Source organism: Micromonospora sp. NPDC005553 (assembly GCF_042871765.1).
In the GTDB taxonomy this organism is placed as follows: domain Bacteria; phylum Actinomycetota; class Actinomycetes; order Mycobacteriales; family Micromonosporaceae; genus Micromonospora.
This window is the reverse complement of the sequence record NZ_JBIAJD010000005.1, coordinates 195,933-221,321: the sequence shown is the minus strand read 5'-3', so window position 1 is coordinate 221,321 and position 25,389 is coordinate 195,933. Positions and strand designations below refer to the sequence as shown.

Here is a 25,389-nt window from a genome sequence, read left to right as displayed (position 1 = left end):
CGCAATGACGAAACCTCGTGTGGTGATCGTGGGGGCCGGGTTCGCCGGTTACCACGCGGCGAAGACGTTGAGCCGGATCGCCCGGGACCGGGCCGAGATCGTGGTGCTGAACTCCACCGACTACTTCCTCTACCTGCCGCTGCTGCCCGAGGTGGCGGCCGGGGTGGTCGAACCCAGACGGATCGCCGTGCCGCTGACCGGGACGCTCAAGGGCGTACGGGTGGTGATCGGCGAGGCGGACCACGTGGACCTGCAGAACCGCTGGGTCGGCTTCACCCAGGCCGAGGGGGAGAAGAACCGGCTGGCGTACGACCGGCTGGTGCTCGCGGTGGGCAGCGTCAACAAGCTGCTGCCCATCCCCGGGGTGACCGAGTACGCGCACGGTTTCCGTGGCCTGCCCGAGGCCGTCTACCTGCATGATCACATCGTCCGGCAGGTCGAACTGGCCGAGCAGGCCGAGGACCCTGCCGAGCAGCAGGCCCGCTCCACGTTCGTGGTGGTCGGAGCGGGTTACACCGGCACCGAGGTCGCGGCGCACGGGCAGCTGTTCACCGACGCGTTGCACGCGCAACGGCCCCGGCTCACCGTCCGGCCCCGCTGGATGCTGCTCGACGTGGCGTCCCGGGTGCTGCCGGAGTTGGACAAGCGGATGTCGGACACCTCGCACAAGGTGCTCAACCGGCGTGGGGTGGACGTGCGGATGGGCACCTCGGTGGCCGAGGCGACCTGCGACGGGGTGAAGCTCACCGACGGTGAGTACGTGCCGACCTGCACCCTGGTGTGGTGTGTGGGGGTGCGCCCCGACCCGTTCGTCAACGAGCTGGGCCTGCGGACCGACCGGGGTCGGCTGGTCACCGACGAGTTCCTCAACGTCCCCGGCTATCCGGAGGTGTACGCCATCGGCGACGCCGCCGCGGTGCCCGACCTGGTCAACCCGGGCAAGGTCTGCGGGATGACCGCTCAGCACGCGCAGCGGCAGGGCAAGCGCGCGGCGCACAACATCGCCGCGTCGTACGGGTTCGGCCGCCGCAAGCCGTACAAGCACCACGACCTCGGCTGGGTCGTCGACCTGGGTGGCAAGGACGCGGCGGCGAACCCGTTGCAGGTCAACCTGGCCGGTCTGCCGGCCAAGGCGGTCACCCGGGCGTACCACCTGATGGCGATGCCGGGAAACCGCACGCGGGTCAGCGCGGACTGGGCGTTGGACGCGGCGTTGACCCGCTCTGCGGTCCAGTTGGGGCTGGTGCCGGCGAACGCGGTGCCGTTGGAGAGCACGTCTCCCGAGGTGGCGTCCCGGTCCCGCTGAGCGGGCAGGTGGCGGCGCCGGCCGTACCGGAATGGTCAGTCGGTGGAGCCGGCCGGTCGCGCGGACCGCGCGGCCGGACCGGCGGGCGGGGCGGGCCGCAGCCGGCGCGGGCCGTATTCGCGCAGCAGGGTCTGGACGATGCCGGCGGCGGGGATGGCCAGCAGCGCGCCGAGCAGACCGGCCAGCTCCGCCGCGAGCAGCAGACTGACGAGCACCGTCAACGGGTTCAGCCGGACCGCGCGGGACAGGATGAGTGGCTGGAGCAGGTGGTTCTCCAGCTGCTGGTAGACCACGAAGAAGACCAGCACCACCACCCCGGCGGTGGGGGAGTGCAGGAAACCGGCGCCGGCCGCGATCACCGCGCCGAGGGTCGCCCCGACCAGCGGTATCAGGTCGGCCACCGCCACCAGGAGGGCGATCACGGCCGCGAAGGGCACCCCGGTGAGAGCCAGCACCGCGTAGGTCAACGCCCCGCAGATCACGCTGATCAGCAGATTCCCGGTGAGATAGCCGGTCACGGTGCGCGACACCTCCCGGCCCACCCGGCGCAGCCGCTCGCCCCGACCGTCCCCGGCCGCCGTGAGCAGGCCGCTGGTGATCCGCGGCGCCTCCAACACCATGAGGTACGCCAGCACGATGACCGTGACCAGCCCGGCGACCGACTCGACGACGCCGCGCAGCACACCGACAGCGGGTTGGCGCAGGCGACCGCCGAGGTCGTGTAGCTGCCCCGAGTGGTCGCTGACGTAGCGCCGCGCCCCGGTGCGCTCCAGTAGCTGCCCCACCGGGCCCCGCCCGGCGCGGGCCTCCCGCAGCAGCTCGGGTGCCCGGTCGGCGAAGCGGCCCAACTCCCCGAACAGCGGCACCAGGATGAGCGCGGCCAGGATCGCCAGCAGGACGAACGCGGCGAGGAACACCAGCAGTGTGGCCAGCGCCCGACGCCGGACGAAACGGCGTTGCAGCCGGTCGACGAGGGGCTTGAGCGCGACGGCGAAGAACGCTGCGACCACCGCCCAGACCAGCACCCGCCGGGTCGCGTACACGAACCCCAGCGCGAGCGCGGTCGCCAGCACCAGACCGATCACGATCAGAGTTCGGCGGCCGGTCACCCGATCGTCGACGTTGCTCATCCGGCGGGCCTTCCCCGCGCACGCCGTCGGAAACCCGGCAATGCGGGGCACAACATCGATTAGTGGCGCGAGTTGTCGTCCGCGTCGCTGACGGGGTGGGCGCCGGCGGCGAACGTGTCGAGCGCGCCGGCGTGCAGCAGCCCACCGGGCACCGGGTCGCGCAGGGCGGCCACCGCCAGCCGGGCCACCGGCAGCCCGCCGGGGCGGGAGGTCGCGGCCAGCACCAGGTTGCCGTACCTGCGGCCGCGTAACATCCGCCGGTCGCCGACCACGCACACGTCGGCGAAGACCGCCCGCAAGGTGGCCACCTGCACCCGGGTACCGACCAGCGGAGGCAGATCGGTGACGTTGACCAGGTACAACCCGTCGGGACGCAGGGCGCGGGCGACCTCGGCGGCGAACTCGACGGTGCGCACGTGCCGGGGCATCCGGGCCGCGCGGTAGATGTCGGCGATCACCAGGTCATAGCGGCCGTCCGGGGTGCCGGTCAGGGCGTCCCGGGCGTCGGCGACCTCCACCCGCACCTCCGGCGGCAGCGGCGGCAACTCCCGGGCCACCAGCTCGACCACCGCCGCGTCCCGCTCGACGACCCGTTGCGGGGAGCCGGGCCGGGTGGCGGCCAGCCAACGGGGCAACGTCAACGCGCCGCCGCCCAGGTGCAGGACGTTCAACGGCGCGCCGGCCGGGGCCGCCACCTCAACGGCCGAGGCGATCCGCCGGACGTACTCGAAGTGCAGGTGCCGGGGATCCTCGACATCCACGTACGACTGCTCGACCCCGGCGGACAGCAGTGTCCGCCCGGTCCGGCGGACCGGATCGGCGACCAGTTCCAGCCGGTCGGCGGCGCGGTTCATGCCCGGCACGCTAGCCGAGCCCACCGTGCACCCGGCACGGCGGACGGGCCGGCGGAGCGGGTTCGTCCCCGCTCCGCCGGCCCGACGGTGTCGTGGTGGCCGGTCAGCCGCCGGCCATCCCGGCCCCCACCTCGTCGATCGCGTCGTCGATCTGGCGGGCGAGGTCCACGTCGAGCGCGGTGACCCCGTTGGCCTGGTTGGTTCGCACTGTCAACACGGCGGCGGTGTCGCCCGGACGTCCGATGCTCGGGCCGCGGCCGTTGTCCTGGCGAAGCCGGTCGAGCCGGGCGAGCACCCGGTCCAGGTTGTCGGGCGGCAGCGCGACCACCCGGTAGAGGCCCTGGCTGTCGCCGGACCAGTAGGGCAGGTCGTCCAGCGCCGCGCTGATCTCGTCGGCGTCCAGCGTGGGTGTGGTGGTGGAGGCGCCCACCAGGCCGCCGCCGGCCTCCGGCGGGTTCAGCAGGTCGCGCAACCCGTCGGGTACGTGCAACGACTCGACCAGGTCGCCGTCCTGCTCGACGAGCGCGGCGATCGTCGCCTCCGCCTGGTAACGGGCCTGCTCCGGGGTGTTGCCGCTGATCCGGCCCACCTCGGCCAGGAAGCCGGGCAGGTCCTGGTGCCGCTCGATGCCGTCGACCGGCAGCACGTCGTGCAGCGACGCCGGCACCGCGGCGAGCAGCCGCTGCCGCTCGGCGGCCTCCAGGGCGAACGCGAGGACCAGAACTGTCGCCTCGGTGCCCACCTTGGCGGTCTTGAAGTCGACCCCGGCGCGACGCCGAACCTCGTCGACCAGGTCGTGGTAGCCCATGCTGTTCACACCGGCCGCGCCGCTCGGCGGGGACGGCTGCGGTCGCGGGTTGTCGGCGCTACCGACCGGCGGCGGTGCCGGCCCCCCACGCGTGGTGTCCGACTTGTGCGGTCCGGCCGCTGGTGGGCCGGCCCGCTTACCCGCGTCGAGGCTCGTGAGCTGCTTGGACGCGCTCAGGCTGGCGCCGATCTCGCTGGGCTGGCGATTCTGTTCCCGGGCCTGCCGGGCCAGGGCCCGGCGCCTCTGGTTGTCGCCCTCCATCTGCTTGCGCATGGTTGCATCCCTTCCGCTGGGGATCGTGGCTGCGCCAGTCGCCTTCCCGCCGTCCCGGAGAAGGAAACGGAGGCCGCCGGCCGGGTCGGACCAACCTGCGCCACGCTTCATCCGGCGGGGGTGAGGGGTGCTCACCCGCACGGCCCGCACGATCGGGTCAGGACCGGAGTTCTTCCGAGGTACGCGGAAGGAAGGTCGTCATGAAGGAAGTTGTCGAGATCGTCCCCGCTCGACCCGGCTGGTACGCCCGCTGGCAACTCACACCCGAGGTCACCAGGTGTTACCCGGTGAGCCTGTGGGCGCTGGTGGAGGAGGCCGACGGAACGGGCCGCGAGGTGATCGGGATGGACTGCATCGGTCAGTGGCCCGGTGCGGACGACAACGAGGCGGGTGGGCAGTTCGTCCGCTACCTGTACCAGACGCCCGATTCGGGGGAGCCCGAGGACGTTCACCCGGCCCCGATCGGCGAGCTGCGTGAGGACGGCCCCCGGCTCCAGCCGATGACGGCACCCTAGACATTCCTCCGGCCCCCGACCCCAGGTCCCAGGGTCGGGGGCCACCCCGTCTGGTGCGGGGTGGCCGGTGGGTCAGCCGGTGGCGCGCCTGTCGTCGGCGGCGTACGCCTCGGCGAGCAATTCGGTCAGGCCCGTGCGGTCCAGCATCCGCTGAAGCTGAGGGCTGACCCCGGTCAGTCGGATCGCCCCGGCGGCGCGGTGCACCACCAGCAACGCGCTGAGCCCTGAGGAGTCGCAGAGGGTCACCCCGGTCAGGTCGACCAGAACCGGGGCGTCGTCGCCGCCGCGCAGCCCGGCCGCCGCGGCGATCAGCTCCGGTGCGCTGTCGTAGTCGAGTTCGCCGGTCAGCCGGAGTCGGACGTTTCCGGCGGCGAGCCGGATTGTCTCGATGGTCAACAGCTGGTCGGGCATCCCACCATTCTCCTTGTCGAGCCACAAAACGCAAAGCGGGGGCGGTGACGCGCCCCCGTGTCCCTCGTCCGACGCCCCGCCGTGGCGGTGCCGGCCACCTGCCGTGAGATGCCGCTTTCCGGGTTCCGGCGTAGGGTGACGGGAGAGTTTTGACCATGGACGCCGGTTCCGGCACGGGTTCGGTGAACGACAAAAGGAGTGAGGCTCAGCTGGTGACTGCTTCCGACGTCAGGGACTGGGACCCGGGCGACGGACGGCTCTCCACGCCGAGCACGACACGACCCTCGGCGTGGTCCGCCGACGTTCGCCGCCCCACCGCGGCCCTGCCGCCGCTGGCACCCGACCGGGGGCAGGCCACGCCCGACTGGTTGGAAGTCGTCGAGCACTTCCGGGAGGGTCTGGTGGTCTGCGACGCCGATGGCGTCGTGCGGCACGTCAGCCCGGTGGCTGAGCGGTTGCTGCCCGAGGTGACTCCCGGCGAGCTGCTCGGCGCGGCCGGTGTGCCCGGGTTGAGCGACGGTGTCCCCGGGAGCTTCACCCATCGCGGGCGCCGGCTCACCGCGCGCCAGGTGCCGCTCTCCGGTGACCGCTGCTGCTGGTACGTCGAGGACGTCACCGACAGCGTCAGCCGCGCCGACGCGCTGCTCGCCGAACGGGCTCGCTCGGCGTTCCTGGCCGTGGTCGGCGACAAGCTGGGCAACCCACTGCACCCGGACCGGGCTGCCGCCGCTGTCGTCCGACTCGCTGTGCCGACCCTGGCCGAGGTGGCGGTGCTGGTGCTCGCCCCGAAGGCCGGGCGCGCCCGCTGGTGGCGGGCCTCGCGCACCGACGACGAGGTGCCGACTGTGGACAGCGGCGTACTGGTTGGCGGCGAGCTGCCGACCGCCATCGCCGACGGGCTGACCGGGGCCGAGCCGCACGCGGTGGACTGGTTGGTCGAGCAGGCGGTCGACGCCGGTTGGCTGCCGGGGCTGGCCGGCACCGACAGCGCCGCCCGGGTCGTTCCGCTGCCGGGTCGCGACGCGCCGGTCGGTGTGCTGCTGGTGGCCCGTCGCGCCACCCGCTGGTACGACGAGGACGACGTGGAGCTGGTCCGCGCGTTCGCGGCCCGCGCGGGCGCGGCGTTGACCACCGCGCTGCTCTACCGCGACCAGGCCGAGGTGGCCGACACCCTCCAGGCCAGCCTCCTGCCGGTCGAGCCGGTCGAGGCGACCGGTGTGCAGTGGGGCACCGCGTACCGGCCCGCGCAGTCGGGACTGCGCATCGGCGGCGACTTCTACGGCTCGCACCGGCTCCCCGACGGGGGTTCGGTGTTCTTCCTCGGCGACGTGTCCGGCAAGGGCGTCGAAGCCGCCGTCTTCACCGGTCAGCTGCGCCAGTGTCTGCAGGCGCTGCACCGGTTGGAGTCGCACCCGGCGCGGTTGCTGCGGCTGCTCAACGACGCGTTGCTGGAGACGACCCAGGCGCACGGTGAGGGCCGCTTCGCCACCATCGTGCTCGGCGTGGCCCGCCCGGAGCGCGACGGCGGCCTCACCCTCACCATGGCCGGCGGCGGGCATCTGCCACCACTGGTGCTGCGCGCCTCCGGTGAGGTGGAGACGGTGCCGTTGCGCGGCATGCTGATCGGGGTGGTGCCCGACCCCCGCGTCGGCGAGGTGACGGTGCGGCTGGCGCCGGGCGAGACCTGCCTGCTCTACAGCGACGGGGTGACCGAGGCCCGGGGCGGCCGGCGCGGGGACGAGCAGTTCGGCCCGGAGCGGCTGATCAGCGCGCTGACCGGCTGCCATCGGATGCCCGCGCCGGCCCTGGCCGAACGGGTCGAGCAGATCACCTGCGACTGGCTGGCACAGGGCGACCACGACGACATCGCCGTGCTGGCGCTGCGGGCGGCCGGCCTGGGCGGGCGCGGGACACGGCACCTGCACTCGGTGCCCGCCGGCGTCGACCACGTGAGGGAACCTGACGCGTGACCGCCGCCACGGCCGCCAATGACCTCGGCGAGGCGTACTCCGGATATCTGGAGCATCTCGCGGACGCTGACGAGTACGCCGCGACCGACCTGGCGATCGGTCTGCTCGACGCGGGCGTCCCAGCGGAGCGGGTGCTGCTCGACCTGGTCGCGCCCGCGCAGGCCGAGGTGGGTGAGCGGTGGGCCCGCAACGAGTGGAGCGTCGCCCAGGAGCACGCGGCCACCCACATCAGCGAGCAGGTGGTGGCGGCGGTTTCCGCGCACGCGAGACCGCAGCCGATCAACGGCCGGGTCGTGGTCGCCTGCATGGACGGCGAGTGGCACGCGTTGCCGCCCCGGTTGGTGACCGAGGTGCTGCGGTTACGCGGGTGGCAGGTGACCTTCCTGGGCGCCAGCGTCCCCGCGGCGCACCTCGTGTCGTACCTGCACCGCTACGACGCGCACGCGGTCGCGTTGGCGTGCGCGCTGCCGATGCGCCTGCCGTACGCCCACCGCATGATCGAGGCCTGCCGCCGCTCGGACGTCCCGGTGGTGGTGGGCGGGCGTGGGTTCGGCACGGACGGCCGGTGGGCGCGCCGCCTCGGGGTGGCCTGGGCACCGGACGCGCCCTCGGCGGCCGAGCTGATCGCCGACGAGCGGGCGCTGCGCGCGGCGCCGCCGGCGCGGCTGGCCCACCTGGCCGACGACGAGTACGCCAGCCTGGTGCGCCGTCGCGGTGAGCTGATCGACAGCGCGTTGGCGGAGCTGCGGGAGCGGGTGCCGGCGGCACGGGCGTACACGGCCGCGCAGCTCGACTCGACGGTGAGCGACCTGGGCCACATGGTGGATTTCCTGGCCGCGGCGGTCTACGTCGACGACCCCTCCCTGTTCACGGAGTTCGTGGAGTGGCTGTCGGGGATTCTGGAAAGTCGTGGGGTGCCCGCCGGGGCGGTTGTCCTGCCGCTGGAGCACTACGCCGTCGCGTTGCGGGACTTTCCCCGGGCGGCGCGGGCGCTGGCGCTGGGATGCGCGGCGCTGCCCGGCACCGCCCGCTGACCGAACCGTCGGGGGCATCCGGATCGATCACCGCGCTCGGCGGCGGACGGGTCAGCTCTGCGTATACTTGCCGGACTGCAAACGTCCCACCCTCGTGGTGGAGCGAGGGGGAGAACGGTGACGTTCAGCGTCAACTACGTCGAGCGCGACGGGGGTGGCGCCTGCCTGCGGCTCGTGGGCGAGCTGGACCTGAGCACCGCCCCCGAGCTGACCGCCGCGATCGAGCGGCTCACGGCGGCGGGCGAGACCCGGGTGCTGCTCGACCTGACCGACCTCACGTTCTGCGACTCCACCGGGATGGCCGTGTTCGTCCGGGGCGACAACCAGGCGGCGGCCGACGGGGGGTGGCTGCGGCTCACCGGTGCCCACGGGCGGGTCGAGCGGGTGCTGCGGGTGACCGGCCTCGCCGACGTGTTGCGGTACGAACCGGAGTCGGTCGACCCCGCGTCCCGCAGTGCTTCCTGATGGGCTAGATTTCCCCGCCAGCATTTTCCCCGCCAACGCGGTGACCGTCAGGGTCCCGTCCCCGTCGACTCCGAGGCAGGTAGTGATGGGCGCAGACAGCCCGCAGCCGGTACGCATCCTGGTGGTCGACGACGACCCGGGTGATGTGCTGATGATCGAGGAGGCGCTGGCGGACTCCGACGTCGACAAGATCATCGACGTGGTGAGTGACGGCGAGGAGGCGATGGAGTTTCTCCGCGCCGAGGGCCGCCACGAAGATGCCCGCCGACCCGACGTGATCCTGCTGGATCTGAACATGCCGCGCATGGACGGTCGCCAGGTGCTCGGGGCGGTCAAGCAGGACGAGGATCTGCGGACCATCCCGATCGTCGTGCTGACCACATCCAACGCCGACACCGACATCGTCGGCAGCTACACGTTGCAGGCCAACGCGTACGTCACCAAGCCGATCGACCTGGACGACTTCAACGACGTGGTGCGCCGCATCGATGAGTTCTTCGGCCGGGTCGTCGTGCTGCCCAAGCGGGTCTGAGCCTCGCGCCACCTGCGCGCATGCTGAACATTTTCCTCGAACCCCCTCGGCGCGAGCGGTCGCGGCCGAGGATCCAGGTGGGGAAGTAACAGCAGCTGCCTGGGGGGCGACAGTATGAGGTTCTCCGTCGTTGAGACCGGTTACGACCAGCGACAGGTGGATTACTGCCTGGACGAGTTGGGGGTTCGGTTGTCCCGGCTCGCGGCGCGCGCCGAGGGCGCAGCCGGGGCGGCCGGGGAATGGGACGAGATTCGTCAGGAGGCAGCCGCGCTCGGCGGCCTCCTGCGACGACTCGACCTGGGCGACGCCACCGCCACCCGGCCCGCCGGTGACGCGGTGCGCCACGAGGCGGCCGAGTTGCTGGCCCAGGCCCGCGCCGAGCTGGACGAGGCCCGCGACGAGGCACGGCGGGTGCGGGAGCGGGCGTACGCGGAGGCCGTGCAGGCCCGACGCGACTTCGAGGCGGCGCTGGACGCTCGCCGACGGCGCGAGGTTCGGGTGGACGAGATCCTCGGCCAGGTGACCGTCGAGCAGGTGCCCGCCGACACCCCCACCGCAGCCGCCGGGGTGCCGGGCAGCCGGGTCGGGGTCGGCGGCGTGGACGAGGGTGCGCAGCCTCCGCCGGGCCGTCGCTGAGACGCGCGGCGTGGGAGCCCGGCTCAGGCGGTGAGCGCCGCCGCGATGGTGGTCGCCCGATCCTCGTGCTGGGCGTACGCGTCCGGGTAGGCGGAGATCTGCACGGACTGGGCGGCTGCCGTGACGCTCATGTCCTGCCAGCCGGGGATCTCGTTGAGCGCGCTGTAGAAGGCCCGCGCGGCGTACGACGGGCGCATCAGCTGGGCCACCGTGCCCCAACCGCTGCTGGGCCGCTGCTGGAACAGCCCGACCGAGTCGTGGTCGGAGCCGCTGCCCTGGTTCGGGTACTCCGCCGACTCCGGCAGGACGTCGCTGGCCAGGTTGTAGAGGTTGCTCTCCTGCATGGCGGTGGACAGTGCCACCACCAGGGCGCGGCGCGGCATCTTCATCTCCAGGCCGACGTCCACGATGATCTTTGCGTTGTCCATCTGCGCCTGGTCGAGGCCGGCGACCGGCCGGGGGCGGCGGGGTTTGACAGGCTTCTTGGGCGCCTTGCGGACGACGGTGGGGGTCGGCGTGGGCTTCGCCGTCGGGCTGGGCGGCAGGATCCGGGCGGGGGCGGCGTCGCGATCCAGCGACCGGGAGGCGCGTTCGTCGGCGATGGCGGCGCGGTCGGCCACCGCCTCGGCGAGCGGCTCGACCGTACGGGGGGTGTCGTCGTTGCCTCGCGCGGTGGCGACCGCGACGAGGCTGAGGCAGCAGGTGACGCCGGTGGCCAGCGCCACCCGCACCGGGGTCGAGCCCAGCAGGGCCCGCCGCGGCGCTTCCGCAGCGCGGTGACGGCCGATCGTCCGTTCGGTTGAGGCGGCGTCGTCCGACGGGGTGGTCAGGCGCGCGTCGGTCAGCTTCTGGGCGGAGGGGTCGTCGGGGTGCACCTGACGAGGCTAAAGAGCTGAATGCCCGATGCCACCAGCCCGTACGGTGGCATGCGCCACAATTTGCCCTGATCATGCCGACTTCAATGGGCAAAGCGGGAGCAGACTTGACCAACCTCGCGACTCACGCCAGACGGTTATTCCCGACTTGCCGGGTGAATCCGCTCGCCCCGCCCCTGCGCCGGCCGCATCTCCGGCCGCCGTCAGGGGTCAGCCGAACAGCCGAGGCGCACCTCCACCAACCGGCCCCCCGCCGACCCGCCGCCCGCACCGCCCGCACCGCCCCAGGATCCCGACCCAGCTCGCCGATCTTGCACTTGCTGTCGCGGCATAAGGGGCACGTCCCTCATTTCGACGACCGAAAGTGCAAGATCGGCGCGATGAGGCGCGCGTGCGCGAGATCGGCGCGGTGGGGCGACCGAAGGTGCAAGGTCGGCGCGGTGGGCGGGCAGCCTGGGGCCTGGGTCAGTGGCGGCCGTTCTCGGCTGGGGTGACGGTCAGGCGGTGACGACTGGCGTCGCTGCTGGAGAACGGCCAGAGGCGGTCGGCGTACTCGACCAGGTCGGCCAGTTGATCCCGGCTCAGCCCGGCTGAGGAGATCTCCGCATGGACGTCGGCCCGGTACCGGCCGTCGTTGTCCCGCCCCAGCTTCGCCTCCGCCCTGACCTGCACGGTGTGCGCCTCGTCGGTGATCTCCCCGGCCACCTCCACCGCCGCGTGATGCAGGCAGGAGGCGAAGGCCGCAGCCAGCAACTGTTCCGGGGTCAGTCCGGTGCAGTGCGGCGCCAGCGGTGAGGCCAGCGCGGTGGAGAGCCCGCCATCGTCGGTGCGTACGTGACCGCCCTCGGCGGTCGCTGTGGCCTCACGCAGCCAGGAACTCTGATCCGGCATCGCGTTTCTCCCGTCGCTCACCAGGCCGGCTACCCCTTCGCAGCCCGGCGAAACGCCACGGGGTCGCGCCGTCGAACGCCACGGGGTCGCGCCGTCAGCGCCCGGCGGGCAGGTTCGGCTCGTCCACCAGCACCACCGCCTCGGTGGCCTCCGCGGCGGCTCGTTCGGTCCACGGCGACGTCGGGGCCGGCCGGCGGGTCGTCGGCATCGTCATCGGCACGTACACCCGGGCGTCCACTGCCTCGGCCAGCAGCAGCGCGGCGACCAGGCTCGTCGGACGCTGCCCGGGGTCCTCCGCGAGGCAGGAGTGGCACAGCTCGGCGACCTCCGGTGGGAGCCCGGCGATGTCGGGCAGCGGCTCCGGTGGCTGACGGCGGCGTGCGAGGAGCAACTCGCTGGAGGTCGTCGCGCGGTAGGGCAGGCGGGCCGTCAGGCTGTAGTAGAGCAGCACGCCGAGGGCGTACATGTCGGCGGCGGGGGTGGCGGGCGCCTCGTCCAGTTGTTCGGGCGCCAGGTACGCCGGGGTGCCGAGCACCATGCCGGTCGGCATCGGGTCGGGTTCTCCGGCGGCGATGGCGATGCCGAAGTCGAGCACCTTCACCCCGGCCGGGGTGAGGATGACGTTGGCGGGCTTGACGTCCCGGTGCACGATGCCCTCGGCATGCGCGGCGGCCAGCGCGGCGGCGACCTCCGCGCAGACCCGCACCGCGATCTGCCAGTCCAGCGGGCCGGCGCGCAGGTGCACGGCGAGCGTCTCACCCTCGGCCAGCTCCATGACGATGTACGGAACGGTGCGGCCGGGCCACGTCGAGGAAATGCCGAAGTCGTGCACGCTCGCCACGTTGGGGTGCTCCAGGCGGGCCGCCGACCGGGCCTCCGCCCGGATCCGGTCCACAGTACCGTTCCGATCTTCGCGACCGGGCGAGATGAGCTTCACCGCGACCGGCCGGTCCAGCACCTGGTCGTAGGCCCGCCACACCTCGGACATCCCGCCCACACCGATGCGCTGTTCGAGCCGGTACCGCCCGTCCAGCATCCGCATCGACCACTCCTCGTCCTCGCCCCGCCGACGGCGGATGCTCAGGTGCCGGTACCCGAGCGCCGAGCTGGGCAAACCGGAGCCCGACTCGGGGCGAACGGGCCCCGCGCACCTCGCTGCGCGAGGGCGGTGGGTGCGGTAGCTTGCGAGCCAGAGCCGGTGTCACCGATTGTGCCGGCACGGTCACCCGAGGGGGCGCCGCGATGAGCGAGGTCACCGTACGCTTCGTCGGCGGGCCCGCGGACGGCCTGGTTCGGCTGCTGCCGGCCGGCTCGGACGGCGCCCCACCCCAGCGTTGGATCATGCGGCACCCGGACGGCACGGGGCCGGTGCAGCCCGGCCCCGACCACCTCTACGAACGCGACCGGCCCGACGAGGCCGGCGGCTGGAGCATGCGGTTCGTGCGCACCGACGCGTACGGGGTGTCCGAGTGACCACGAGGCGGGGCTGACCGATGGTGTCGCCGGCGTCGCGTCGGCCCGCCCGCACAGCCCGCGCACAGCTTCCGCAGGGGCGCGGCACAGGCGTGGCGGCCACCATGGGGCCCATGGTCATGAACGGGCAGGCCGCGCCGAGCCGGATCGAGCTGCGTCGCCCCGACGGGGAACCCGTCCGGGTGCTGGTGGTCGACGACGAACCCACGCTCACCGACCTGCTGTCGATGGCCCTGCGCTACGAGGGCTGGCAGGTCCGCACCGCCGGCAACGGCATGGCGGCGTTGAGCACCGCCCGACAGTTCCAGCCGGATGCCGTGGTGCTCGACGTGATGCTGCCCGACCTGGACGGCTTCCAGGTGCTGCGCCGGCTGCGCGAGCACGCCCCCACCGTGCCGGTGCTCTTCCTGACCGCCCGCGACGCGGTCGAGGAACGCATCGCGGGGTTGACAGTCGGCGGCGACGACTACGTCACCAAACCGTTCAGCCTGGAGGAGGTCATCGCCCGGCTGCGAGCATTGCTGCGCCGCTCCGGGCTGGCGATCGCCGCGCAGGAGGAGGCGGTGCTGACCGTGGGTGACCTCAGCCTCGACGAGGACAGCCACGAGGTCCGCCGGGCCGGCCAGCTCGTCACTCTCACCGCTACCGAGTTCGAGCTGCTGCGTTACCTGATGCGCAACCCGCGCCGGGTGCTCAGCAAGGCGCAGATCCTCGACCGGGTGTGGAACTACGACTTCGGGGGCCAGGCCAACGTGGTGGAGCTGTACATCTCGTACCTGCGCAAGAAGATCGACGCCGGCCGGGCACCAATGATCCACACGCTGCGCGGCGCGGGTTATGTCCTCAAACCCGCCGAGTAGGCGCCGCCCACTGCGCGCCGCCCGCGAGTGGCTGGCCGGGCGCTCCCTGCGTACCCGACTGGTGTTCGCCCTGCTCGCGCTTCTCGCGTTGGTGAGCGTCGCGATCGGGGGCCTGACCACTGTGGCGCTGCGGCACTTCCTGATCGACCGGCTGGACGCCCAGTTGGCCCCCGCGACGGCCATGCGGGGCGACCGTCCGGGACGTCCGGCCTTTCCCGGTGACGGACCGGGCATCCCATTCGGGCTGCCGTCCGGCGCTGTGGCCGCCGAGATCAGCGATGGCCGCGTGACCAGCGCCCGGATCCTGACCAACAGCGTCTCCAACGCGTTCCCCGACCCGCAGCCCGTCCAGGTGGGGGAGGTCGCCGTGCTGGCGGACCTACCTGTCGACGCCAGACCGCGCACCGTCGACCTCGGCGATCGCGGTGACTACCGGGCCGTGGCCCGCCAGTACTGGGACGGCCGGGTACGCGTCGTCGCGATCCCCCTCTCCGGCGTCCAGGAGACCATCTGGGCGCTGGTCGCCGCGCAGGCCGGGGTGGCCGCGGTCGGGCTGCTGCTCGCCGGTGTGGCGGGCGCGCTAATCGTGCGGGCGACCCTGCGACCGCTCAACCGGGTGGCCGCCACCGCCACCCGCGTCACCGAGCTGCCCCTGGACCGCGGGGAGGTGGCGCTCGCCGTCCGGGTCCCGGCCGCCGACACCGACCCACGCACCGAGGTTGGTCAGGTCGGCGCGGCGCTGAACCGGATGCTGGGCCACGTCGCCGACGCGCTCTCCGCCCGGCAGGCCAGCGAGACCCGGGTACGCCAGTTCGTCGCCGACGCCAGCCACGAGCTGCGGACGCCTCTCGCGGCGATCCGCGGCTACGCCGAGGTGGCCCGCCGTGGCCGCGACGAGGTTCCCCCCGACGTGGCGCACGCCCTGCGCCGGGTGGAGTCGGAGAGCACCCGGATGACCAGCCTCGTCGACGACCTGCTGCTGCTGGCCCGCCTCGACACCGGCCGGCCGCTCGCTGTCGAACCGGTGGACCTGACCGCTCTGGTGGTGGACGCTGTCAGTGACGCGCACGTCGCCGGCCCCGAACACCGCTGGCAGCTCGAACTGCCCGAGGTGGCGATCCGGGTGCCGGGCGACGCCGCCCGGCTGCACCAGGTGGTGACGAACCTGCTCACCAACGCCCGGGTGCACACCCCGCCCGGCAGCACTGTCACCACCACCCTTGCCGTCGACGCCGCCAGCGCCGTGCTCACCGTCGCCGACGACGGGCCGGGCGTGCCGGTGGAGCTGCAACCGGAGATGTTCGAGCGGTTCGCCCGGGGCGACAGCTCCCGGTCCCGCGAACACGGCAGCACCGGCCTGGGCCTGGCCATCGTCGCGGCGGTGGTGGAGGCCCACCACGGCACGGTCGGGGTGCAGAGCCGTCCAGGTCGGACAGTGTTCACCGTCCGGCTGCCGAATCCCACAGCTGACGCATAGTCTGCGCACGGGGTCGCGCCAGCCTGGCCGCCGAGGCTGGCCGCATGGACAGAACCGAGGCCCTGCCGACGGCACCCGCCGCATCCGAGCCGTCGACGGCCGCCCACCCCGACGAGCACTCGCCGCCGACGCGCCGCCCGCCGGCCTGGGCCAGGCCCGCGTTGGTGATCCTGCTGCTCGCCACCGGCCTGCTCTACCTGTGGGCGCTGGGCGCGTCGGGCTGGGCGAACTCGTTCTACGCGGCGGCCGTGCAGGCCGGCTCGGTGAGCTGGAAGGCGTTCCTCTACGGCTCGTCGGACGCCGCCAACTCCATCACCGTCGACAAGACACCCGCGTCGCTGTGGCTGATGGCCCTGTCCGTACGGATCTTCGGTCTGAACAGCTGGGCGATGCTCGTACCGCAGGCGCTCTGCGGGGTCGCCTCGGTGGGCCTGCTCCACGCGGCAGTGAAGCGTTGGTACGGGCCGGCCGCCGGTCTGATCGCGGGCGCGGTCCTCGCGGTCACCCCGGTGGCGACGCTGATGTTCCGGTTCAACAACCCCGACGCGCTGTTGGTCCTGCTGCTGGTCGCCGGGGCGTACGCCACAGTGCGCGCGCTGGAGACGGCAAGCACCCGGTGGATCGTGCTCGTCGGTGTGCTCGTCGGCTTCGGCTTCCTCACCAAGATGTTGCAGGCGTTCCTTGTGGTGCCGGTCTTCGCCGGTGTCTACCTGCTGGCCGCGCCGACCGGGCTGTGGCGGCGGGTCCGGCAGTTGCTGCTGGCGGGGCTGGCGGTGGTGGTCGCCGCCGGCTGGTGGGTGGCGCTCGTCGAGTTGGTGCCGCCGAGCGCCCGCCCGTACATCGGCGGTTCGCAGGGCAACAGCATCCTGGAGTTGACCCTCGGCTACAACGGCCTCGGCCGGATCACCGGCGAGGAGGTCGGCAGCGTCGGCGGCGGTGGCCCCCGCCTGGGCGGCGGGGGTGGCCCGTTCTCCGGGCAGAACGGTGTGCTGCGGATGTTCGGTGGCGAGATCGGCGGTCAGGTCTCCTGGCTGTTGCCAGCCGCGCTGATCCTGCTGGTCGCCGGTCTGCTGATGGCCGGGCGGGCGGCCCGCACCGACCGCACCCGGGCCGGGCTCCTGCTCTGGGGCGGCTGGCTGCTGGTCACCGGCCTGATCTTCAGCTTCATGTCCGGGATCTTCCACGCCTACTACACGGTGGCCCTCGCACCGGCGATCGGCGCGCTCGTCGGCATCGGTGTGACGCTGCTCTGGCGGCACCGCCGACTGCAGCCTGCGCCCGGCGACGGTGGCGGCACGCGCTGGCAGCGGTGGAGTCCGCTGGCCGCCGCGGCGACGCTCGCCGGCACGCTCGCGGTAACCGTGTGGTGGGCGTGGGTGCTGCTCGGACGCAGCCCCGAGTGGTACCCGTGGCTGCGGACCGCGTTGCTCGTCGCCGGCCTGGTCGGCGCGGTGCTGCTCCTGCTGGTCACCCGACTGCCCCGCCGCCTGGTGCCGGTGGTGCTGGGCCTGGGCGCGGCGGCGGCCCTCGCCGGCCCGGTGGCGTACGCGGTGCAGACCGCCGCGACCCCCCACACCGGGTCGATCCCGAGCGCCGGCCCGTTCGTGGCGGGCGGGTTCGGCCGGGGCGGCTTCCCCGGCGGGCGACCGCCCGGTGGCATGGAACTGCCGGCCGGCGGCCAACTCCCCGGCGGCGGCCAGTTCCCGGGCGGCTTCCCGGGCGGCGGCCAGTTCCCCGGCGGCGGCCAGTTCCCCGGCGGCGGCCAGTTCCCCGGCGGCGGCCAGAACGGCGGCGGCCAGAACGGCGGCCGCAATGGCGGCCAGGGGCCCGACTTCCCGGGCGGTGGTCGTAACGGCGCACCCGGTTTCCCGGGCGGTCAGGGCCCCGGCGCCACCGGCGGGCAGGGGCGCTCGGCCGGTGGGGGCATGGGCGGGCTGCTCGACGCCCGTGAGCCGAGCGCCGCACTGCGCGAGCTGCTGGAGCGCGACAGCGCGGACTACACGTGGGTGGCCGCGACCATCGGCTCGAACAACGCGTCCGGTTACCAGCTCGCCACCGGTGAACCGGTGATGGCGATCGGCGGGTTCAACGGCAGTGACCCGTCACCGACGCTGGCGCAGTTTCAGCGCTACGTGGCCGACGGGAAGGTCCACTACTTCGTCGGAGGCGGTGGCTTCCGAGCCAACGGCGGCAGCGCGGCCTCCCAGGAGATCGCCGCCTGGGTCGCGGAGACGTTCACCGCGCAGACCGTCGACGGGGTCACCCTCTACGACCTCACCGCCGCTGCGGGGGCGTCGTGACCATGCTTGGCGGACCACGGCCCGCCATCCAGGCTCGACCCACCGCCGCCGTGCTGGACGTGGTCATCCCGGTCCACAACGAGGAGGTCGACCTCGGGCCGTGCGTACGACGACTGCACGCCCACCTGAGCGCACACTTCCCGTACCCGTTCCAGATCACTGTCGCCGACAACGCAAGCGTCGACGACACCCTGAAGGTGGCCGACGGACTGGCCGGTGAACTGCCCGGCGTCGAGGTGCTGCACCTGGACGCCAAGGGGCGGGGGCGGGCGCTGTCGGCCGCCTGGTCGGCGTCGTCAGCACCGGTGCTGGCGTACATGGACGTGGACCTCTCGACCGACCTGGCGGCGCTGTTGCCACTTGTCGCGCCGCTCATCTCCGGCCACTCGGACCTGGCGATCGGCACCCGGCTGGCGCGTACCTCCCGGGTGGTGCGTGGCACCAAGCGGGAGGTGATCTCCCGGGCTTACAACCTGCTGCTGCGCGGTGCGTTGGCGGCGCGGTTCTCCGACGCGCAGTGCGGGTTCAAGGCGATCCGGGCCGACGTGGCCACGGAACTGCTGCCGGTGGTGCGCGACACCGGCTGGTTCTTCGACACGGAGCTGCTGGTGCTGGCCCAGCGGGCGGGGCTGCGCATCCACGAGGTGCCGGTGGACTGGGTCGACGACCCGGACAGCCGCGTGGACATCGTCGCCACCGCCCTGGCCGACCTGCGCGGCGTGGGTCGGCTGGGCCGGGCGCTGCTGACCGGGACGCTGCCTCTGGCCGACCTGCGCGCGCAGCTCGGCCGGGCACCGCTGACCGCGCCACGTGCCCAGCCGCTGGCCGGGCCGGGTGGGACGCCGCTGGCCGGGCCGGGTGCCCGGCCAGGAACGGCGCTGCCAGGACAGGTGCCGGTCGGGCTGCCCCGGCAGGTGGTCCGGTTCGCGGCGGTCGGGGCGGCGAGCACGCTCGCGTACCTGCTGCTGTTCCTGGCTACCCGGAGCGTGCTCGGCGCGCAACCGGCGAACCTCCTGGCGTTGTTGCTGACCGCGGTGGCGAACACGGCGGCGAACCGGCGGCTGACGTTCGGCATCAGCGGACGCCGACACGCAGCCCGGCATCACGCGCAGGGGTTGCTGGCCTTCGCGCTCGGTCTGGCGTTGACAAGCGGCGCTCTGGCGGTGCTGCACCTCGTCTCTGCCGTACCGGCCCGGCCGGTCGAACTGGCCGTGCTGGTGGCCGCGAACCTGGCCGCCACCGTCTTGCGCTTCGTGCTGCTGCGCCTCGGCATGCACCACCGCCGTACCTGAGTCACCGGCCGGTCAGTCGACCAGCATCTCGGTGAGGACCTCGACGACGCGTCGGGTGTGCCGCCCGTCGGGGTCCTCATCGGTGTTCAGGTCGGTCACGCTCATCCCGAGCAGCCGGTCGGTGCGGGCCAGCGGTGTGACCAGCGCGATCAGATCCGCCCAGCGCGGGCCGTCCGGTTCGGGGTAGGTCACCGCGGGCAGGTCGCGCGGGTCCACCACGTCCAGGTCGAGGTGCAGCCAGGCTGGTCCGTCCCCGTCGGCGGCCAGACCCGCGCCGACCGTCGCCGCGCCCCGGCGCCGCAACTCGGCGGCGTTGATCTGGTCGATCGCCGGGTCGATCCGGGCCGCCTCGACCCGGCTGCTCTCGTCGGTGGCCGGGCGGTGCCCGAGCAGGTGGACGCGGCCGGGCTCGATCAGCGTGCCGCCGGGGCCGACGGCGACCGGTCCGTGACCGGTGACCACCGAGAGGTCCATGTCGGCGGCTTCACCGGTCGGTGAGGTCGTGCCGTCGAGGAAGTCCGGGTGGGCGTCGACGAACCACAGGTCGGTCGCCGGGGGTAGGGCCCGGCAGATGCCGGGCAGGATCGCGCAGTCGCCGCCGAGCACAAGTGGTCGGTGGCCGTCCGCGATCAGCGCGCCGATGCGCGCGGCGATGGCGCCGCCGGCCCGGACCAGGCCCGCCGCGCCGATCACCCCGCTCGCCGGGTCGCGGTTCGGGTCGCGCAACCGCGCCTCGTCGATCTGTCCGTCGTCGTCGGCGGCGAGGGCCTCGCGCAGGCCGGCGCGGCGCAGCGCGGCCGGGGCCCGCTCCTCGCCGCGCCCGGCTCCGGAGGAGTCCAGCGGCGCGTCCACGATCATCCAGCGCACGTCCGCAGCGTACCGGCGGGATCGGCCGGTCCCGGCCACATTCTGTGGCGAGGCTGGGAGTACGCCGATGTGCCCGCGACAGCGACAGGGACCGGCGTACGGTGAGGGACAAGTCCGGCTTTCTGGGTCAAAAGCCTCATCGGTGTACGCCCTGCGACGCCGGTGTCGAGGCGGCGAGGCAAGGAGCGATCGGTGGAACATCTGGCCTACCTGGACGCGGGGTCCGGCAGCCTGATCGTGCAGGCGGTCGTCGGTGGGGTGGCTGGCGCCGCGGTCGCCGCGAAACTCTACTGGCGACGGCTGGTCGACCGGTTCCGCCGGCAACCCACCGACCAGCGCTGAACGGGCCTGCTCCGACGATGGCGATCTCACCCACCGAGGTGCGGCCCGAGCCGGCCTCCTTCCGCGACCCCGCCAACCGGGTCTTCCACGTCGGCGACGAGGTGCTGCGCGGGCTGGATCCCCAGGCCGCCGAGCACTGGCGGGCACTGACCGGCAGCACGTTCTTCCCGGCGCTCGTCGCCGCGCGCAAGGTCTGCGCCACCGAGGATGCCCCGCCCACCCTGGTGCCGGCCGCGACCGGAACGCCGTGGGCGGCTGTGCTGCGCCACGAGCGCATCCCGTTCGTCTCCCACCCGTACGAGTGGTCGTTCAGCATGCTGCGCGACGCGGCCCTGCTGCATCTGGAGATCCTGACCGCCGCGCTCGGCGAGGGTTTCACCACGAAGGACGGCTCGGCGTACAACCTCCAGTGGCGCGGCGCCGAACCCGTCTTCATCGACATCGGCTCCTTCGAGCCGGTCCGCGACGGCGAACCGTGGGCCGGCTACCGCCAGTTCTGCCAGACAGTGCTCTACCCGTTGATGCTCACCGCCCACCTGGGCGTCGACTTCCAACCGTGGCTGCGCGCCCGGGTCGACGGCATCGAGGCCGACGAGCTGCGCCCGCTCTTCGGCGGGGCCCGCCGGCTGCGCCCCGGCGTGCTGACCCACCTGCACCTGCACGGGGCAATGCAGCAACGCAACGCCGCCGCCAGCACCACCGAGGTACGCGACCAACTGCGGGCCGCCGGCTTCTCCCGGGAGCTGCTGCTCGCCACCGTCCGCGGCATCGAGAAACTGGTCCGCAAGCTGGACCGCCGCCCGCCCGAGAGCCACTGGTCGGACTACCAACGCACCTGCGGCTACTCGGCCCGCGACCGGGTGGCGAAGGAGCAGTTCGTGGCCGTCGCGGTGGCCACCGGCACCCGCCCTCGCCTGGTGCTCGACCTCGGCGCCAACGACGGCCGGTACTCCCGGCTGGCGGCCGGGCACGCCGACTACGTGGTCGCCGTCGAGCAGGACCCCACCGTCGTCGACGAGCTGTACCGACAGCTGCGCTCCGAGGGGCAGCGCCGCATCCTGCCGCTGGTGCTGGATCTGGCCGATCCCTCGCCGGGTGGCGGCTGGCGGGGCGTCGAGCGGGCCGGCTTCGCCGAGCGGGCGTCCGCCGACGTGGTGCTCGCCCTGGCCGTGGTGCACCACCTGGCGATCGGGCGCAACGTGCCGCTGCCGGAGGTCATCGACTGGTTGGCCGGGCTGACCGCGCCGGGTGGCGCGGTGGTGGTGGAGTTCGTCCACCCGGAGGACCCGATGGCGACCCGGCTGCTGGCCAACAAGCCCGCCGGTCTCTTCCCGGACTACCGACGCGACACCTTCGAGGCGCTGCTCGCCGCCCGGGGACGGATCACCGACCGGCTGGAACTGCCCTCGGGCACCCGCACGCTCTACCGAACGGTGATCGGTGGCTGAACCGGTCGCCGCCGCCCCGTCGACGGCGGACGACCCGCCGCCGGCCGCCGTGCGGTGGGACCGGGGCTGGCGCGCTGAACTGGGCCGGCTGCTGGAGATCGTCGCGCTGGTCGGTCTCGTGGTCACCCAACCGCTGCTGGACGTGCTCGGCCGCAGCCCCGACTTCTTCCTCTTCCACCGCGCCGACCCGGCCCAGATCCTGCTGCTGCTCGCCCTGGTGACGGTGCTGCCCACGGCCGCTGTGGCGCTGCTCGGCGCGCTCAGCCGACTGGCCGGCCGAACCACCCGCGCCGTCACCCACACCGGGCTGGTCGGGCTGCTGGTCGCCGCCCTCGCCGTGCAGGTGGGCCGACACGTCACGCCACTTCGGGGCGTACCCCTGCTGCTGGTGGCCGTGCTGACCGGAGCCGCCGGCGCGGCCGCGCACCGGCGGTGGCGGGCGCCGGGCCGGGTGCTGCGAGTGGCCGCCGCCGGCCCGGTGGCCTTCGTGGCGCTCTTCCTGCTCGCCTCGCCGACCTCGGCGGTGGTCCTGCCGCGCGGCGACGGCGGAGCGGCCGGCACCGCGCAGGGCTCGGCCGTGCACCCGCCGGTGGTCATGCTGATCCTCGACGAGCTGCCACTGGTCAGCCTGCTCGGCGCGGACGGGAAGATCGACGCCGGGCGGTACCCGCACTTCGCCGAGCTGGCCGGCGGCTCCACCTGGTACCGCAACTCGACAGGGGTCAGCGGGTGGACGCCCAACGCGCTGCCGGCGATGCTCACCGGCCGCTACCCGGCCAAGCCGGTCGCCCCGCACTACTCGCAGTACCCGGACAACATCTTCACCGCCTTCGGCGGCCTGTACGACATCCGCGCCGAGGAGAGCATCACCCGGCTCTGCCCACCCAGCCGCTGCGAGCAGCCGGTCACCCCTGAACAGGGGCTCGGCGTCCTGGTCCGGGAGACCGGCAAACTGCTCGGCCGGGTCGCCGGGCCCACGGAGAGCGCTGTCGACCCGGAGGACTCCTACCGCGAGCAGACCCGCGCCGAAGCCGGCCTGGACGCCGCCGAACCGGTGCCGGCCGACCCGAAGTTCCGCTGGGACAGCCTGGACGACAACCAACCGGCCCGGTTCACCAGCTTCCTGGCCGGGCTGAAGCCGACAACCCGGCCCACCCTGCACTTCCTGCACCTGCTGATGCCGCATTCACCGTGGGCGTACCTGCCGTCCGGGGCGCGCTACGACGCCCCCGAGGACCTGCCCAACGACGGCGCCGGCTGGGTCGACCTGGCCCGGGCGCGGCACCTCGCCCAGCTCGGCTACACCGACCGGCTGATCGGCGAGACGCTGCGGACGCTGCGCGCCAACGGCCTCTACGACCAGGCCCTCGTCGTGGTGACCGCCGACCACGGGGTCAGCTTCCGCCCCGGCGCGCAGGGCCGCGGCATGGACGCCATCAAGGCCGCCGCCGGCGAGGTCGCCTGGGTGCCGACGTTCGTCAAGGAACCCCGGCAACAGACCGGCCGGGTGGACGACCGCAACTGGGAACACGTCGACCTGCTGCCGACCGTGGCCGACGAGGCCGGCATCCGGCTGCCCTGGGCTGTCGACGGCCGCTCCGCCCGGCAGGCCCCCCGCACCGACGGTACGAAGCACTTCTACGACCGCCCCGGCGAACCGGTCACCTTCCCCGGTGGCGTGCCCGCCCCACCGCCCCTGCCGACACCCCACCCCCTGGTCGGCACCGAGGTACGCGCCGGCCCCGCCGCCGGCAGCGCCCGGGTCGCCGACCTGGCGGCGTTCACCGCCACCGACCCGGACACCGGCACCCTCCCGGCACTGGTCTGGGGCGACGTCCCGGACCGGATCCCGGACGGCACCCTCCTCGCCGTCGCCGTCAACGGCCGCATCGGGGCCGTCGTCCCGGTGGTGCCGGCCGACCCCGGCGGACGCCGGTTCGCCGCGCTGCTCGCCGACGACAAGCTGTTCCACGCCGGCACCAACCAGCTCGACGTCTTCCAGGTCGCGACGGACGGTACGCTGCGACGCCTCACCCTCTCCTGACCTGGCTTCCGGGCCCGGTCCGGCCTGGTCTCCGGGGTTGGTCCAGCCCGTGCTTCCGGGTTCGGGCCGGTCCGGTCCCGTCTGGCGGGATACCGGGTTTCCCGGCCGCCCGGTCGGGAATCGGGTGACGCATACCTCACCGCCGAACCACGGCGGGCGTTGTCCCCCGAGCCGCAATTACGGTAGAAGCGAAGGCAATTCAACGTAGATCTGCCGGCGAAGCGAGGAACCACATGACGGAAGTCAAGCTCGATCACCCCGGTGGGCAGCTGTCGATGCCGGTGCATCCTGCGGTCGAGGGCCCCGCCGGTGTCGGGGTGAGCAAGCTGCTGAAGGAAACCGGGATGACGACGTACGACCCCGGTTTCGTCAACACCGCCGCTGCCTCATCCGCGATCACCTACATCGACGGCGACGCGGGCATCCTGCGTTACCGGGGATACCCGATCGAGCAGTTGGCCGAGAAGTCCTCCTTCCTGGAGGTCTCCTACCTGCTCATCTACGGTGAGCTGCCGACCGAGCAGCAGCTGACCGAGTTCACCGAGTGGATTCGGCGGCACTCGCTGCTGCACGAGGAGATGCGCCGCTTCTTCGACGGCTTCCCCCGGGACGCCCACCCGATGGCGGTGCTCTCGTCCGCGGTGAGCGCCCTGTCCACCTTCTACCAGGACAGCCTGGACCCGTTCGACTCCGAGCACGTGGAGATCTCCACGGTCCGGCTGATGGCGAAGGTCCCCACCATCGCCTCGTACGCGTACAAGAAGTCCATCGGTCAGCCGCTGCTGTACCCGGACAACTCGCTGGGGTACGTGGACAACCTGCTGCGGATGACGTTCGGCGTGCCGGCGGAGCCGTACGAGGTCGACCCGGTGATGTCGAAGGTGCTGGACATGCTCTTCGTCCTGCACGCCGACCACGAGCAGAACTGCTCCACGTCGACCGTCCGCCTGGTCGGCTCCAGCAACGCCAACCTGTTCGCCTCGGTTTCGGCCGGCGTGAACGCGCTGTTCGGCCCCCTGCACGGTGGCGCGAACCAGGCGGTGCTGGAGATGCTCCAGCAGATCCACGCCGGTGACGGCGACGTCCGGTCCTTCGTCCGCAAGGTCAAGGACAAGCAGGACGGCGTCAAGCTGATGGGCTTCGGCCACCGGGTCTACAAGAACTACGACCCGCGGGCGGCGATCGTCAAGAAGGCCGCGCAGGACGTGCTGGGCCGGATGGCCAAGCCGGACCCGCTGCTGGACATCGCCATGGAGCTGGAGGAGATCGCCCTCGCCGACGACTTCTTCGTCTCCCGTCGGCTCTACCCGAACGTGGACTTCTACACCGGCCTGATCTACAAGGCCATGGGTTTCCCGACCAAGATGTTCACCGTGCTCTTCGCGCTCGGCCGGCTCCCCGGCTGGATCGCCCAGTGGCGCGAGATGATCAACGACCCGGAGACCAAGATCGGCCGTCCGCGGCAGGTCTACGTCGGCTCCGCCGAGCGGGACTACGTCCCCTTCAACGAGCGCTGACCCGCTCCTCGCTTCACCAGCAGGCCGTCGACCCCACCGGGTCGGCGGCCTGCCGCGTTTCCGCGCTGC

At 73.0% G+C, this 25,389-nt stretch carries 24 protein-coding genes; 16 read left to right on the top strand and 8 right to left on the bottom strand.

All coding sequences use genetic code 11. The annotated features are described in order from the left end of the window. Window positions 1-4: 4 nt before the first annotated feature. Entirely contained in the window at window positions 5-1,306 is a 1,302-nt protein-coding gene (locus ACFYPG_RS21800; protein WP_357264326.1) for an NAD(P)/FAD-dependent oxidoreductase, read from the top strand. 35 nt (window positions 1,307-1,341) lie between these two features. Here the strand turns inward: ACFYPG_RS21800 and ACFYPG_RS21795 are convergent, their stop codons facing one another. From ACFYPG_RS21795 to ACFYPG_RS21785, 3 genes are all read right to left on the bottom strand, one after another. Further along, window positions 1,342-2,436: an AI-2E family transporter gene (locus tag ACFYPG_RS21795; RefSeq protein ID WP_387353681.1), complete on the bottom strand. Its 1,095-nt coding sequence runs from the start codon at window positions 2,434-2,436 to the stop codon at window positions 1,342-1,344. A 59-nt stretch (window positions 2,437-2,495) separates the two neighbouring features. Beyond that, entirely contained in the window at window positions 2,496-3,290 is a 795-nt protein-coding gene (locus ACFYPG_RS21790; protein WP_355009033.1) for a fused MFS/spermidine synthase, read from the bottom strand. A 103-nt stretch (window positions 3,291-3,393) separates the two neighbouring features. After that, complete coding sequence (locus ACFYPG_RS21785) at window positions 3,394-4,371, bottom strand: DUF2267 domain-containing protein (protein ID WP_355009032.1); 978 nt, start codon at window positions 4,369-4,371, stop codon at window positions 3,394-3,396. A 200-nt stretch (window positions 4,372-4,571) separates the two neighbouring features. Here ACFYPG_RS21785 and ACFYPG_RS21780 point away from each other — a divergent pair, with 200 nt between their 5' ends. Next, window positions 4,572-4,886: a hypothetical protein gene (locus ACFYPG_RS21780; RefSeq protein ID WP_355009031.1), complete on the top strand. Its 315-nt coding sequence runs from the start codon at window positions 4,572-4,574 to the stop codon at window positions 4,884-4,886. 72 nt (window positions 4,887-4,958) lie between these two features. On the opposite strand, the gene ACFYPG_RS21775 is transcribed toward ACFYPG_RS21780, so the two are convergent. After that, window positions 4,959-5,297, bottom strand: a complete 339-nt coding sequence (locus tag ACFYPG_RS21775) for an STAS domain-containing protein (protein ID WP_387353680.1) — start codon at window positions 5,295-5,297, stop codon at window positions 4,959-4,961. Window positions 5,298-5,509: 212 nt separating this feature from the next. Between ACFYPG_RS21775 and ACFYPG_RS21770 the strand changes: the two genes are divergently transcribed. The 5 genes from ACFYPG_RS21770 (at window position 5,510) to ACFYPG_RS21750 (ending at window position 9,934) form a co-directional block, all read left to right on the top strand. Beyond that, window positions 5,510-7,267, top strand: coding sequence for a PP2C family protein-serine/threonine phosphatase (locus ACFYPG_RS21770; RefSeq protein WP_387353679.1), 1,758 nt, complete (start codon window positions 5,510-5,512; stop codon window positions 7,265-7,267). Continuing rightward, a complete protein-coding gene (locus ACFYPG_RS21765) occupies window positions 7,264-8,301 on the top strand; it encodes a cobalamin-dependent protein (RefSeq protein WP_355009028.1) in 1,038 nt (345 codons plus the stop codon). The genes ACFYPG_RS21770 and ACFYPG_RS21765 overlap by 4 nt, the downstream gene beginning before the upstream one ends. A gap of 117 nt (window positions 8,302-8,418) precedes the next feature. Next, window positions 8,419-8,766, top strand: coding sequence for an STAS domain-containing protein (locus tag ACFYPG_RS21760; RefSeq protein WP_355009027.1), 348 nt, complete (start codon window positions 8,419-8,421; stop codon window positions 8,764-8,766). A gap of 85 nt (window positions 8,767-8,851) precedes the next feature. Next, entirely contained in the window at window positions 8,852-9,298 is a 447-nt protein-coding gene (locus ACFYPG_RS21755; RefSeq protein WP_355009026.1) for a response regulator, read from the top strand. A 114-nt stretch (window positions 9,299-9,412) separates the two neighbouring features. Continuing rightward, window positions 9,413-9,934, top strand: coding sequence for an ATPase (locus tag ACFYPG_RS21750; RefSeq protein WP_387353676.1), 522 nt, complete (start codon window positions 9,413-9,415; stop codon window positions 9,932-9,934). Between the two features lie 23 nt (window positions 9,935-9,957). Here the strand turns inward: ACFYPG_RS21750 and ACFYPG_RS21745 are convergent, their stop codons facing one another. From ACFYPG_RS21745 to ACFYPG_RS21735, 3 genes are all read right to left on the bottom strand, one after another. Continuing rightward, on the bottom strand, window positions 9,958-10,809 hold the full coding sequence (locus ACFYPG_RS21745; protein ID WP_355009024.1) for a hypothetical protein: 852 nt from the start codon (window positions 10,807-10,809) through the stop codon (window positions 9,958-9,960). A gap of 465 nt (window positions 10,810-11,274) precedes the next feature. Continuing rightward, on the bottom strand, window positions 11,275-11,700 hold the full coding sequence (locus ACFYPG_RS21740; RefSeq protein ID WP_124819422.1) for an OsmC family protein: 426 nt from the start codon (window positions 11,698-11,700) through the stop codon (window positions 11,275-11,277). Window positions 11,701-11,794: 94 nt separating this feature from the next. After that, window positions 11,795-12,742, bottom strand: coding sequence for a serine/threonine-protein kinase (locus tag ACFYPG_RS21735; protein ID WP_387353675.1), 948 nt, complete (start codon window positions 12,740-12,742; stop codon window positions 11,795-11,797). A gap of 200 nt (window positions 12,743-12,942) precedes the next feature. Here ACFYPG_RS21735 and ACFYPG_RS21730 point away from each other — a divergent pair, with 200 nt between their 5' ends. The 5 genes from ACFYPG_RS21730 to ACFYPG_RS21710 all read left to right on the top strand — a co-directional run bounded on the left by ACFYPG_RS21730 (window position 12,943) and on the right by ACFYPG_RS21710 (window position 19,102). Next, complete coding sequence (locus tag ACFYPG_RS21730) at window positions 12,943-13,173, top strand: hypothetical protein (RefSeq protein WP_091408172.1); 231 nt, start codon at window positions 12,943-12,945, stop codon at window positions 13,171-13,173. Window positions 13,174-13,292: 119 nt separating this feature from the next. Beyond that, window positions 13,293-14,033 (top strand): response regulator transcription factor, encoded by a 741-nt coding sequence (locus ACFYPG_RS21725; protein ID WP_387353935.1) that lies wholly within the window; start codon window positions 13,293-13,295, stop codon window positions 14,031-14,033. After that, entirely contained in the window at window positions 14,011-15,510 is a 1,500-nt protein-coding gene (locus tag ACFYPG_RS21720) for a sensor histidine kinase (RefSeq protein ID WP_387353673.1), read from the top strand. The genes ACFYPG_RS21725 and ACFYPG_RS21720 overlap by 23 nt, the downstream gene beginning before the upstream one ends. A 44-nt stretch (window positions 15,511-15,554) precedes the next feature. Further along, a complete protein-coding gene (locus tag ACFYPG_RS21715) occupies window positions 15,555-17,810 on the top strand; it encodes an ArnT family glycosyltransferase (RefSeq protein WP_387353671.1) in 2,256 nt (751 codons plus the stop codon). Window positions 17,811-17,812: 2 nt separating this feature from the next. Beyond that, window positions 17,813-19,102, top strand: coding sequence for a dolichyl-phosphate beta-glucosyltransferase (locus ACFYPG_RS21710; protein WP_355009137.1), 1,290 nt, complete (start codon window positions 17,813-17,815; stop codon window positions 19,100-19,102). A gap of 12 nt (window positions 19,103-19,114) precedes the next feature. Here ACFYPG_RS21710 and ACFYPG_RS21705 read toward each other — a convergent pair whose 3' ends face one another. Beyond that, the gene (locus ACFYPG_RS21705) at window positions 19,115-19,960 is read right to left on the bottom strand and encodes an arginase family protein (protein ID WP_355009136.1); all 846 of its coding nucleotides are present in this window, start codon (window positions 19,958-19,960) and stop codon (window positions 19,115-19,117) included. Window positions 19,961-20,161: 201 nt separating this feature from the next. Here ACFYPG_RS21705 and ACFYPG_RS21700 point away from each other — a divergent pair, with 201 nt between their 5' ends. From ACFYPG_RS21700 to ACFYPG_RS21685, 4 genes are all read left to right on the top strand, one after another. Next, window positions 20,162-20,311 (top strand): hypothetical protein, encoded by a 150-nt coding sequence (locus ACFYPG_RS21700; protein ID WP_165947858.1) that lies wholly within the window; start codon window positions 20,162-20,164, stop codon window positions 20,309-20,311. 17 nt (window positions 20,312-20,328) lie between these two features. Next, the gene (locus tag ACFYPG_RS21695; protein ID WP_387353669.1) at window positions 20,329-21,759 is read left to right on the top strand and encodes a class I SAM-dependent methyltransferase; all 1,431 of its coding nucleotides are present in this window, start codon (window positions 20,329-20,331) and stop codon (window positions 21,757-21,759) included. Between the two features lie 49 nt (window positions 21,760-21,808). Then, window positions 21,809-23,803 carry a sulfatase-like hydrolase/transferase gene (locus ACFYPG_RS21690; RefSeq protein ID WP_387353934.1) on the top strand — a complete coding sequence of 665 codons (1,995 nt, stop codon included), beginning with the start codon at window positions 21,809-21,811 and terminating at the stop codon, window positions 23,801-23,803. Window positions 23,804-24,036: 233 nt separating this feature from the next. Continuing rightward, entirely contained in the window at window positions 24,037-25,320 is a 1,284-nt protein-coding gene (locus ACFYPG_RS21685) for a citrate synthase (RefSeq protein ID WP_355009019.1), read from the top strand. Window positions 25,321-25,389: the final 69 nt, after the last annotated feature.